The sequence below is a fragment of the Cytobacillus eiseniae genome, assembly GCF_017874625.1.
Classification (GTDB): Bacteria; Bacillota; Bacilli; order Bacillales; family Cytobacillaceae; genus Cytobacillus; species Cytobacillus eiseniae.
In genome coordinates, this window is record NZ_JAGIKZ010000001.1 from 132,597 (window position 1) to 145,274 (window position 12,678).

General features: G+C 34.5%; 12 protein-coding genes. 11 read left to right on the forward strand and 1 reads right to left on the reverse strand.

Annotation, left to right across the window (positions count from 1 at the left end; all coding sequences use genetic code 11):
* The first annotated feature begins 62 nt into the window (after positions 1 to 62).
* The 10 genes from J2Z40_RS00685 (at position 63) to J2Z40_RS00730 (ending at position 9,546) form a co-directional block, all read left to right on the forward strand.
* Positions 63 to 947, forward strand: a complete 885-nt coding sequence (locus J2Z40_RS00685) for an ATP-binding cassette domain-containing protein (RefSeq protein ID WP_083953904.1) — start codon at positions 63 to 65, stop codon at positions 945 to 947.
* On the forward strand, positions 944 to 3,493 hold the full coding sequence (locus tag J2Z40_RS00690) for an ABC transporter permease subunit (RefSeq protein WP_066394775.1): 2,550 nt from the start codon (positions 944 to 946) through the stop codon (positions 3,491 to 3,493). The genes J2Z40_RS00685 and J2Z40_RS00690 overlap by 4 nt, the downstream gene beginning before the upstream one ends.
* 37 nt (positions 3,494 to 3,530) lie before the next feature.
* Positions 3,531 to 4,100 (forward strand): hypothetical protein, encoded by a 570-nt coding sequence (locus tag J2Z40_RS00695; RefSeq protein WP_066394773.1) that lies wholly within the window; start codon positions 3,531 to 3,533, stop codon positions 4,098 to 4,100.
* A gap of 187 nt (positions 4,101 to 4,287) precedes the next feature.
* Positions 4,288 to 5,007 (forward strand): MOSC domain-containing protein, encoded by a 720-nt coding sequence (locus J2Z40_RS00700; RefSeq protein WP_066394769.1) that lies wholly within the window; start codon positions 4,288 to 4,290, stop codon positions 5,005 to 5,007.
* 44 nt (positions 5,008 to 5,051) lie between these two features.
* A complete protein-coding gene (locus J2Z40_RS00705; protein ID WP_066394766.1) occupies positions 5,052 to 5,231 on the forward strand; it encodes a hypothetical protein in 180 nt (59 codons plus the stop codon).
* Between the two features lie 237 nt (positions 5,232 to 5,468).
* Positions 5,469 to 6,149 carry an SOS response-associated peptidase gene (locus J2Z40_RS00710; RefSeq protein ID WP_066394764.1) on the forward strand — a complete coding sequence of 227 codons (681 nt, stop codon included), beginning with the start codon at positions 5,469 to 5,471 and terminating at the stop codon, positions 6,147 to 6,149.
* A gap of 220 nt (positions 6,150 to 6,369) precedes the next feature.
* Positions 6,370 to 7,992: a catalase gene (locus J2Z40_RS00715; protein WP_066394763.1), complete on the forward strand. Its 1,623-nt coding sequence runs from the start codon at positions 6,370 to 6,372 to the stop codon at positions 7,990 to 7,992.
* 195 nt (positions 7,993 to 8,187) lie between these two features.
* Positions 8,188 to 8,526: a DnaJ family domain-containing protein gene (locus J2Z40_RS00720; RefSeq protein ID WP_066394759.1), complete on the forward strand. Its 339-nt coding sequence runs from the start codon at positions 8,188 to 8,190 to the stop codon at positions 8,524 to 8,526.
* A 34-nt stretch (positions 8,527 to 8,560) separates the two neighbouring features.
* Complete coding sequence (locus J2Z40_RS00725; protein WP_342590308.1) at positions 8,561 to 9,037, forward strand: hypothetical protein; 477 nt, start codon at positions 8,561 to 8,563, stop codon at positions 9,035 to 9,037.
* 68 nt (positions 9,038 to 9,105) lie between these two features.
* On the forward strand, positions 9,106 to 9,546 hold the full coding sequence (locus J2Z40_RS00730) for a hypothetical protein (protein WP_066394758.1): 441 nt from the start codon (positions 9,106 to 9,108) through the stop codon (positions 9,544 to 9,546).
* 28 nt (positions 9,547 to 9,574) lie between these two features.
* On the opposite strand, the gene J2Z40_RS00735 is transcribed toward J2Z40_RS00730, so the two are convergent.
* Positions 9,575 to 10,948 carry an MDR family MFS transporter gene (locus J2Z40_RS00735; RefSeq protein ID WP_066394757.1) on the reverse strand — a complete coding sequence of 458 codons (1,374 nt, stop codon included), beginning with the start codon at positions 10,946 to 10,948 and terminating at the stop codon, positions 9,575 to 9,577.
* 317 nt (positions 10,949 to 11,265) lie between these two features.
* On the opposite strand from J2Z40_RS00735, the gene J2Z40_RS00740 reads away from it, so the two are divergent.
* A complete protein-coding gene (locus J2Z40_RS00740) occupies positions 11,266 to 12,207 on the forward strand; it encodes a DNA-binding transcriptional repressor DeoR (RefSeq protein ID WP_066394756.1) in 942 nt (313 codons plus the stop codon).
* Positions 12,208 to 12,678 lie beyond the last annotated feature (471 nt).

Below are 12,678 nucleotides of genomic sequence, written 5' to 3' on the forward strand. Positions count from 1 at the left end.
TCTTAATACATAAATGAATAGAAATTATTGTGAGATTTATATTTATTGGAGGTCGAATTAATGTGATTCTTTCAGTAAATCAGGTTCGTAAATCATACGGAAAAACAACGGTATTAAAAGATATTTCTTTTGAAATAGATAAACCGAAAATTGTCGCTTTGGTTGGTCCGAATGGCTCTGGTAAATCGACACTGCTGAGCATTATTACAAATCTGCTTTCAGCTGAACATGGAGAAATTACCATACTAAATAAAAGTAGCAAAGACCCAACAATATTTAAAGAGATTGCTTTTATGCAAGATAATTCGGTCCTATACGACTACTTAACAGGCTATGATCATCTGCAGTTCATTGCCGATGTGCAAAAAATCTCAAAACAACAGATCTATCATACAGCAGAGAGAATTGGCATGACTGGATATTTACATAAAAAGGTTGGGAAATATTCCTTGGGAATGAAGCAGCATCTTTTACTGACCATGGCAATTTTAAATCAGCCTAAATTATTGATTCTTGATGAGCCATTGAATGGTCTTGATCCGACAAGTGCAATTAAAGTTCGAAATCTTTTATTAGCTTTATTAAAGGAAGGTACAGCTATCCTATTGTCCTCACATAATTTAGGTGAGATTGATCTCATTACCTCAAATATCCTCTTTTTAAAAGACGGGTCAATCATCCAAGAACATATTCCACAAATTGAAAGAACATATTACCAAATAATAGTAAATGATTCCCAAAAGGCGCAAACGGCATTGCAAGCAGAAAGTATACATGTAAAGCAAATAAATGAAAAGCTTATGCTGTATACGAATGGGGTGGCAATAAATAAAGTATTTCTAATTTTGCACGATCAAAATATTATGATTCTTGACATAGAGAAAAAAGTATTGGGGACTGAGGATAGATATCAACAGGTATTTGGTGAGGAAGGAAAGGCTCTATGAAGCTACTACTTTTTGAATGGAAAAAAATATGGAGGCAAAAAAAACTATTTTGGTTATTCTGCATTATTTTTCTAAGTACGATTTGGATATATCAGCAAAATTTATCAGAACAGTCAATGCGGGGCGAACGCGCTGCTGAGAAAGTAAATTTATATATTGAAGAGACAAGTAGAATAAGGGGCGAACTTGATCAGCTAAAAAGAGAAAATCAGCTTGCAGAAAATCAGGAAAAACAACTGAAAAGTGTATCCGATATGGGCAGTACACTAACCTTATGGAAGGTAGCAACGAATAATGAACAATGGGAACTGATTCCAACGTATGAACATTTATTTTGGACCCATGTAGCGGAATATGAGCAAAATGATGGTTACTTTACTGTGTTGCAAGGAGTAGAACGAGAGAAGGCCATTCAAAAAAATGAATGGATGGTAGCAAATGAACTATTTTATGATGATGAGGCGTTTCCATTATCACCGGCACTCATTTTAAAACAAAGCACAGAATGGTTATGTGGTCTTTTAGGGATTTTTATCTTGTTGCTTTTTTTCGGTACAACAGTAACGTCTGAGCGTGAACAAAATACATGGCTGACATTGAAAACGCAGCCCATACCAAAATGGAAAATATATGGTTCGAAATATATGATTTTACTAAGCATGCTAGCTATCTTTTTATTGCTTGTAGTTAGCGTTAGTTTGATTGTTCCTGTGATAATTGGAGATTACGGTCTAAATCTATCTTACCCGCAGATCATAGAAATCGATGATCAATTTAAGATTATTTCAACATTTACATATTTGAAAATTAACTTAGTCTATTTTATCAGTGCCATATTTTTTACCTTTAGTATTATTTTATTATTTAGTGTGTGGATTAAAAATCCCTTTAATACTTTAACGCTTATTAGTACAATAATATTTTTTGGTTTTATTTTGACAGACGTAAATGCTTGGTTGCAAAATGCTTTTAATCCATTTCAATTTTACCGCCTACCAGAGTTATTCAGTAATAAAGCAGAAAGTAGTGAATATCTATATCTGCTCTCGAGTATTTTTTGGAGTAGTTTTCTTTTACTGCTTTCTGTATTTTTACCTGAGAAGGATATCAGTTTCTTTCAAGGAAGAGATATTGAAAAACCGTTTAAGCAGGTGAATACACAATCAACATTATGGAAAGTAGTCCAATTTGAATGGCGGAAGATTTGGAGAAAGGGATTAATGCGGCAAGGATATATTCTACTTCTATTAATTATAGTATTTGGATATTTTCTCATTTTTCAAGAAGCAAAGGAAAAAGAAGCAAATTATATGGGGAACTTAGAAAATATGGGTGAGAACCATCCAATATTACCTTATTTAAGAGAAAATCTTGCTTCATATGAAAGAATGAAGGAGGGAAAAGAAGAAAAGCTACATCCAAATATGCCAATTGATTTGCATATCGAGGAAACGAATAAAGCAATAAGTATATTTGAAGAACAGGTGGAAAAAGCAATGCTTGCCTTTTCAGCTTATCAAGAAAGCAATTGGATTCCATTTTATGAATATCAACTGTTCGAGAATCGATTTACTAATCAGGATTTTGAATCTGGATTGTTTATAAATAATAGAATCGAAAATATTGGGAAAATGGCAGTTGATGCTAGTTTACTAGAAAAAGAATGGTTGATGGAATATAATATTCAACCTGTATTTACAGGAGAGTTTGTGACAACGATATTCCACTATTGGGGAGAAGAGAACAAAAAATCCCAAGAAGACTGGGAGGAAGCGAATAAAAAGGTTGATAGTAGTGGACTGTTCACTCTCTATCTTTATTTTCAACAACATTTTTATTTGATCCCGATGATATTATTCCTACTTCTATTTGGAGGAGGAATGGTAGTTGAAAAAGGGAAAAAATCATCAATTCGTATGTTGCTCACACAGCCTGTAACAATCAAGCAGTTTTTTTATGGAAAATGGTTGACATCGATAATGATTATATGGATAAGTAGTTTAGCAATTATTGCGATAATCTTGTTAAAAGGAATGATTTTTGACCGATTTGGTGATTGGAACTATCCAATTTTAGTCTACGACAGTGCAAGCTCAGCTTACTCACCTGATTATAGTGGATATTTGTCGCAAGGGATGGGTTTTCATTTTGTGTCTATAGGAAGTTACTTAATGCAAAGTGTTAGTTTATTTCTATTAGTCGTACTATTTCTGATTACGCTTACACATTTTTGCGCGATCTTTATTCATCATCTCTTTAGTGCCTTTTCGTTCGTGACTTTACTGGTTATTGGAGGTTATGGACTAAGTACAACCCTATTTAGTGAGCAGGCCTATTTATTGCCATTTACTTATTTAAATGTTTCGAGAATAACAAATGGAGAAATAGCTGCAGTGATCAATCATTCAGAAGTAAATTATATAACTGGGTGTATTGTTCTTGTTATTTCATCAATTATTATTATGGTGATTGGAAATGTTATTTTAACAAAAAAGAGGAGAAAGGTTTCCTTAAAACAATCTTTCACAAAAGAAGTCTCAAGTTAAATTTAAGATGGAAAGTATACGAGGGGAGGGTGTTAAAGTGACTAAAAATTATGAACCAAAGCATATTGCATTAGCAGTTGCTATTGTAATAGCTATTTTTTCATTGATTTTAATCGTATTTATTCCACAAACCGTTGCAGATATTGTTCATTATTCTACTGGTGTATGGCAAGTGTTCGTACCAAAGGAAAATTTAATCGTATATGGAATTGGATTTTTCCTTCTTTTTTTAGCTCCATTATTTTTGTTTTTTATGAACATGAATAAACGAGGAATTTATATTTGTATAGCAAGTATTTTATTAAGTTTTATTCCATTTTATATGGCTTCGCAGTCGTATCTCATATTCTCGAATGACTCGATTACGCAATCGCCAATTTTATCAACGAAAGTATCGAATTATTCGTGGAATGAAGTTCAGTCAGTTACTTTTTACGAAGCAGAGGAAGGAGAACGATCAAAATACGAATTTATTTTTCAAGACGGCCATTTGATAGCACTTGAAGATAATGCTTACTTTCAATCGATCTTGAGTAAACTGGAAAATAAATTAACAGAGGTAAAATTAAGTATAGAAAGAGTGATGCTTGATCATCATCAAGAATAAATTATGTAAGCGTTACTGGAAATTGCAGTAACGTTTTTTTTATGATTTTCCTTATTTCTCATAAAATTATGATAAAATTTTATTTGAAGAGAAAAGTATTGAAAGTCAAATGAAAACAATGATTATAGAGTGCTTCTTATTAATCTACTATTATAATTACTAATTCATAATGGGGGATGTGAAATCAATGGAACAACAGCCATATTTGGAAAAGATATTTATTGGTAAGGTAAAAACGATTGGGAATGCAAATGCGACCACAACAATGGAGAAAGTGTGGAAAAGTGGAATGTTTAAAGAGCCTGTTAGAGACTCAACTTGGTTAGGGAAAGTGAATCTGGATGGGGATGAACAGGCAGATTTAAAACATCATGGGGGACCTGAAAAAGCTGTAATGGCTTATGCACAAAAGCATTATATCGATTGGGGCAGAGAACTAAATAATAGTCAGATACAAGCAGGGGCAATGGGAGAAAACTTCTCAGTCATCAATATGGATGAAGAGACGGTTTGTATTGGTGACATATATGAGATTGGGGAGGCAGTCATTCAAGTTTCTCAGCCTCGGCAGCCTTGCTGGAAGCCTGCACGCCGTTTTAAAACGATTGACTTTGCATTACGGATACAAAAGAGTGGAAGAACAGGATGGTATTTTCGCGTATTGAAGGAAGGATTTGTGAAGGAACAAACAGCAATCAAATTAATTGATCGGCCATATCCAGAATGGACAATTGCTAAATGCAATGAAGTCATGCATGAACATAAAACAGATTTGGATCGTTCCGCACAATTAGCTGCTTGTCGTTACTTAGCAATCAACTGGAGAGAAACGTTAACAAAACGAGTCCAAGGACAAGAGGCTCCAAGTATTGCAGAAAGAGTGTATGGGCCGAATGTAGAAAAATGATTGGTGATTAGTACCTACTATATATAAGAAGGATGTGTGAATAGATGATCGAACTCCTTTTACTCGTTGTCCCTTTATTAGGAGTATTATGGTTCATAAATCTTACTACTTTTTTAAAAAAGTTAAAGGATGGCAAAGATACACATAATCAAAATGTATTAGGAGCTGTTTATACCTTTTTTCTTCTCCTTGCTCTTATGCTTTTTTTTCCTGGTTTCCAATAATATAAGGATGACTGCAATCATGTAATACGATAAATTATAGTATAATACTTGGGAGAATTAATTAGGTTATAAGTCCATTCATTATTGATGATGGATTACTAGTTTATTCGTGTTGTATTTTATTATTACAACCGTACTATAGCAAGCCTTTGAAAAAAATCTAATGTGACTTCGTATAGCAAGTCATTATTAGCTGATTTTAGATACTGAATAATATAAAGGATGGGAGGTGCTTCCATGTGCGGTAGATTCACACTAACTGCCACATTTTCAGAAATCATTGATCGCTTTAACATTCAAGCTGCCATTGAAGAGCAATTATATGAGCCAAGTTACAATGTTGCACCTTCTCAATCTGTGTTAGCTGTTATTAATGATGGGAAGAAAAATCGTTTAGGCTATTTGCGTTGGGGGCTTATTCCTCCATGGGCAAAGGATACGAAAATGGGCCATAAAATGATTAATGCAAGAGCAGAGACCATTTTTGAAAAACCAAGTTTTCGTCAAGCTTTCCAAAAGAAGCGCTGCATAATTATTGCTGATTCTTTTTATGAGTGGAAAAGACACGGTGACCAAACGAAAACTCCGATGAGAATTAAGCTTGCGAATAATCGTTTATTTGCAATGGCAGGATTGTGGGAAACATGGAAATCGAAAGACGGGCAGCCAATTCATACCTGTACTGTCATCACAACAAATCCAAATGATCTTGTGAAAAATATTCATGACCGTATGCCAGTTATTCTAAATCCAGAAGATGAGAAAATATGGCTGAATCCAATGATAAATGATACGGAAACTTTATTAAATTTACTGAAGCCATTTCCGGAAGATTTAATGGCCTCACATGAAGTTTCATCACTTGTTAACTCACCGAAAAATAACTCCATTGAGCTTATACGTGATATTTGTTCGTAATAATTCTTTCTATCTACTAATTTAAGTAAGTAGGAATAGGTAAGATCGTATGCTCTTTCCTTTTCACCTCAAAATATGCATGAATTAATTAAGAACTGTTAAAGCAGTTCTTTTTTCATCCCTTTTTAAGATGAAAGTAATGGAATATTTTTGTTAATAAAATGCAACGATAATATAAGGCAATAATTTAAAAAATGTTTGGGAAAGTAGGAGTATACAAATGGAAAAGGATCCATCTGACAAAGGGACAAATCAAACAAATTTTGAGAATGATGATACGCTTACGAATCGTCAAGGTCATCCTGTTACAAACAACCAAAATATTCGAACGGTTGGCAATCGCGGACCAGCCACACTAGAAAATTATGATTTCATTGAAAAAATCAGTCATTTTGATCGAGAAAAAGTTCCTGAACGGATTGTTCATGCAAGAGGTGCTGGGGCTCACGGCTATTTTGAAGCATATGGCACTGCTGGGGACGAACCTATTTCAAAATATACAAGGGCAAAGCTTTTTCAAGAAAAGGGAAAACAAACACCAGTATTTGTTCGTTTTTCAACAGTTGTGAATGGCTTGCATTCACCAGAAACTGTCCGAGATCCACGTGGATTTGCCGTGAAATTTTATACAGAGGATGGAAACTGGGATTTAGTCGGAAATAATTTAAAAATATTCTTTATCCGTGATGCGATGAAATTTCCAGATATGATTCATGCATTCAGACCTGATCCAGTTACGAATATACAAGACCCAAGAAGATTTTTCGACTTTTGTGCGAATTCCCCAGAATCCTTTCACATGGTGACATTAATCTATTCTCCATGGGGAATTCCAGCGAACTACCGAATGATGCAAGGCTCTGGTGTGAACACGTATAAATGGGTGAATAATGACGGAAAAGCAGTCCTTGTGAAATATCATTGGGAGCCAAAGCAAGGAATAAAAAATTTAACTGTAAAAGAAGCAGCAGAAATTCAAGGCAAAAACTTTAGTCATGCGACCCAAGATTTATATGAGTCAATCGAAAAAGGAGATTATCCTGAGTGGGAATTGCTCGTGCAAATCATGGAGGATGGGCCACATCCTGAGCTGGATTTTGATCCGTTAGATGATACGAAGCTATGGCCAAATGATCAATTTCCATGGATTCCTGTTGGCCGGTTAGTCCTAAATAAAAATCCTGAGAATTTCTTTAATGAAGTGGAGCAAGTGGCGTTTGGAACAGGGGTCCTTGTCGATGGTCTTGATTTCTCAGATGATAAGATGCTGCAAGGAAGAACATTCTCATACTCTGATACACAACGATATCGAATTGGTGCGAATTATTTACAGCTACCAATTAATGCTGCTAAAAAGCGAGTGGCGACAAATCAAGAAGGCGGGAACTTACGTTATTATAATGACAAAGCTCCTGGCCAAAATCCTCATGTGAATTATGAACCATCAAGTATGGGCGGGTTAAAGGAGGCTGTGCAGGCTGGGAAAGAATATACCCCTCATTTTGAAGGGAATTTAGTTCGTGAATCCATTGATAGAAATGACAATACAAAGCAGGCTGGTGAAACATATCGTGGATTTGATCAGTGGGAAAAGGATGAATTGATAAATAACTTAGTCAATGATCTGACCATATGTCCAAGTGATATTCGCGAGAAAATGATTGCACTTGCTGAGCAAGCGGATGATGAATATGGCCGCCGTCTAAAAGAAGGATTAGCTGAAAAAAGTAAAAATGATATGAATATGGAAATTGGTGAAGAAATGCGCCCTCTTAGCTTTGAGCATGCTCACGATGCAGTAAAAGAGGCTGTAGAAAAGGGCAGAGAAACTGATTCGTATTAAATAAGTTAAAAACTCGGCATTTTTTGATGGCGAGTTTTTTGTTTCCTTTTGAAAAATAAACGATTTGGAATTGTGGTAAAATTAAGACATATATAATGAAATGTATTTTATAATAGTTAAGAATAGGAGAATTTAAAGACATATGATAAAAGAACAAATGAAATGTGATGATTCATTACATATAAGGAGGACGTCATGGAAAGAGAATATAATGATCTAATCGGCGATATAATGAAACAGGCTGGTGAAAAAGATAATTTACAATTAAAAGGGATGGGAAAGCCTTTATCAAAAGATTATTTACAAATGGATACATTCCAACACTTTCAAAAAATTGCTAAGGATGCTGGTTATTTGCCAGAATGGATAAAACTACAAAAGGAAATCTCTCAATTAGTCCATTCCTGTAGCTCGGAAAAAGACGTGGAAGTAATAAATAAAAGAATAAAAAAATATAACAAAATTTGTCCCCATCAATTACAGAAGGCTCCGATCAGTTTAGAACATCTGAATAAATATAAGAAGGTTTGGTGAAATTTTGGGTTTATCTAGTAAAGGAGGGGAATGGGTGATAAAGATCTTTTTTATGTGGATGATAAGTTTTATCCTTTCATTACTAGGGTTTTACCTCATTGAATCTAAATTCACGATTCATCCAGCAGTCATTTCAGGTAATGGAAATCTTGCCATTATTATTATTCTATTATTTTCTCCTGTTTTTATAGCAAGCTACTTTTACACATTTAAATTAGTAAGAATGCATTTGAAAAATAGTAGAAGCATCATTTTCCCTGTCATTCTATTATTTTTATCTATTATTAGTTGTATATACTTAATTGGTTTAATTGCCGATTATGCAAACGAGTTAATTATAGATTTAGGAGGAACACCATCGAATCCTCAATCAAGAATTTATCGATTTGGCTGGTTTAATCAATATACAAATAGCCTATTTTTTAATAATTATAGTTTTATACTCACACAACTATTGGCTGTAATTGTCGGGGTACTAACTATCATATTTAAGCCATTTCTAAATAAATGACATAAAATTGGTTATGGTTGAATAAAGTAGAGTTTGAATCACAATTTCCTATAAAAGGGGGACGCCATTTGAAATTAAATGTTAGAAGCAGTTTATGGTACCTCGCTTTTACTGTCGGCTTCATTATTTTGTTGCTTCTGATTAGCAGATGGACTTTTTATTTTGAAACGATGTTCCGAAATACATTTCAAATGTATCCATGGATTATCTATATCATCCTATTGAATATCCCCATTGGTATATACCTTGGTATTCCATCCTTTTTTAATGAATTAAAGAAACAAGGAAGATGGCGTGTAAATATTGGCAAGCTTCTTTTTATCGGATTGCCAATGGCTCTTCTTGCATTTTTTATGTACTTCCCCATGTTCAACCAATTACCAGAGTTTCTAGTGAAATTAGTGGCTAATCCTAATACAATGATCTATTTTAGATTAGGTACGATTGTAACAGGCTATATCCTCATTACTAGTTTAATAAAGGAAGAAAAAAGTGCACTCACTGTATGAATGCACTTTTTTTACTATTTATGCGTTTTTAACTTAAGCCAAGTTCACTTTCCTTTGCGCGCAGTAAAATGGCAGTAACTAGGAAAGCACTAATGGCAAGAATGAAGAGGATAATGAATACGGAATGAAGACTCGATTCTAGTGCGTATCCTTTCAGCTCATCACTTAGCCATAGGCCAGAAACGGAAATGCCAATTGTTTGACCAAGGTTTTTCATTAAATTATGAGAACCCATAGCCGCACCGCGTAATTGCCAATTTACTGCAGATTGGACTGCAACTGTAAATACGGTGAAAGCTAAACCAAATCCAAATCCAATAATTGCCGTAACAGCCATCATCATTGCAATTGTTGTGTTTGTTTGAAAGAATAATAACCCAATACAACCAAGGGCAATGATAAAAATGCCAAGAAGCGATATTTGAGCAAGTGATTTAGTATTTACCAATTTTCCTGAATAGACTGCACCGAACAACCAGGTGAGAGACATAGGTAACATGGCGATCCCTGAATAAGTTGCATTTAAATTCGTAACCCCCTGTACCCATAAAGGGATATAAAAGGTAACCGTAACTAGAATAAAACCTAATAAAAAACCTGCAATATTAGAAATCGTAATAAACTTATTTTTAAATAATGTCAGAGGAAGCATTGGTTCTTTACCTTTTGCTTCAATCCAAATAAATAAGCAAAGTCCAATAAATGCAAGAATGAACATGAAAGATATGCTAGTTGTTAATTGCTTCTGCTCCTTTAGTAATGTTAAGGCATATAAAAAAGAGGTCATACATAATGCAAAAGTAAATATTCCAGCATAGTCGATAATTTGTTTCTTCTTTTCCACTTCTTCCTTTAATGCAACCCATAAGAGAATTAAGGAAATAATTCCAAAAGGAAGATTCATGAAGAAAATCCAGTGCCAGGAAATCGTATCAACAATAAATCCGCCAACAAGCGGACCTGCAATGCCGGCAATTCCCCACACACTGCTTATCCATCCTTGAATTTTTGCTCGCTGCTTAAATTCAAATACATCACCAATAATTGTAAAAGGAAGAGTCGTTAATGCACCCGCACCAATTCCTTGAATCAACCGGAACAAAACAAGCTGTTCCATCGTTTGCGAAATACCAGAAAGCATCGATCCTAGTAAAAAGATAATTGTCCCAATGACAAACATCATTTTTCTTCCATAAAGATCAGCAAGTTTTCCGAAGATAGGTGTGCTAATTACAGTAGCTAATAAGTATACAGAAATGACCCATGTATATAATTCGCTTCCACCTAGATCATCAACAATCTTTGGCATTGCCGTACTGACGATTGTTCCTTCAATGGCAGTCAAGAATGTTGCAATGATTAAAGCGAATATGACTGTTTTCTTTTTTGTTTCTGTTTTCAAAAAATATCTCCTCGTTTCTGTTAAGCAATTGAAAATGCAGAAAACCTCCCAATTGTCGTTTATTGGAAGGTGGGCAATAGACTCTATCAGTATAGCATGATTTGTGAGGAAATTAATATGCAAATTCAAATCCCTCTGATATGATTTATTTGATGTATAATTATAAAATTAAGGACTTTGATTAATATTTAATTTTTGTTCCCATATTTTTATGATTGCAAGTCTATGTGAATATACAATAAATAGTAAGACGATGTTTCTACGTATATTACTGATAATAATGCTCCCGAGCTTTTCTTACTCATGAGGTGATTTAAATGGATAAAAGAAAAACAAAGAAAATTGTAGATGTAGCAAAGATGTATTATTTACTTGATTTTACACAGAGTGAGATTGCTGAGAAGATGGGGATATCTAGACCAACTGTTTCTAGGCTTTTGCAATTGGCCAAAAGTGAGGGGATTGTCAAAATTGATATTATGGACCCATCTGAGGATAGTGTAGACTTCGCCAAACAGCTTGAACAAAAGTTTGGACTCAAAAAAGCAATTATTGCATCAATTCCCCAGTACGAAGATCATATTATCAAAAATTATATTGGTGAGAAAGCAGCCATTTACTTAAATGAAATTGTTAAAGACAATGATATTATTGGTGTTACATGGGGAACAACGCTCTACCATATTGCAATTGAGTTAAAGCAAAAGTTTGTGAAAGATGTCAACGTGATTCAATTAAAGGGTGGGGTGAGCCACTCAGAAACGAACACATATGCTTCAGAAATTTTATATTTATTTGGAAAAGCATTTAATACAGTGCCACGGCATTTGCCGCTTCCTGCTATTGTTGATCATGTTCTTGTAAAACAAGCAATGGAAGCGGATCGTCATATCCAAAAGATACTCGATCTGGGGAAGGAAGCAAATATTGCTCTATTTACTTCAGGACCTGTAAAGGATGAATCACTTTTATTCCAGCTAGGTTATTTTACAGAAGAAGATTTGGAGATGCTCCAAGAGAAAGCGGTTGGTGATATTTGTGCCAGGTTTTTTGATATTAATGGAGAGCTCTGCAATCGTAATTTAAATGACAGAACACTAGGTGTTTCATTGGAAGATCTAAAAACAAAAGAATATTCTATTCTATGTGCAGGCGGTGCACAAAAAATTGATGGAATTTATGGTGCTCTAAAAGGAAAGTACGCGAATGTGTTAATAACCGATCAATATACTGCACAATTTCTGCTTGCGAAAGATTGAAAGCGCTTTTTTGATTAATACGAGCCCATTCGTATTTAGAAAATGATTGAAAATGAATATCAAAACAAATTTTATAAAAAACTGCATCCAAAATTGTTGAAAAATATCTAACAATTTTGGATGCAGTTTTTTTTATTTTGGGTGTTTTCGCAAATATTATTGCTATTTTACACATAATTTTGGTAAAGGTTGATTTCCGCTCCAGCTTGCTCCCTTTCCGCGGGGTAGGCGCTGAGCCTCCTCGGAGCAATCGCTACTGTGGAGTCTCAGCTGTCCTACACATCCCGCAGGACATTGAGTAGGCTTCTTGGAATTCACACCGCACGAAGGAAATGCGACAGCATTTTTGAGGATCTCGCACCTTCCGCTCCAATCAACCGACCTAGTTGGTAAAGCATTCATTCTAACAATTGATTTAAAAACAACAATCTTTTAGAAAAGAGCCTTATTTTTACAAAATCTATATGGATA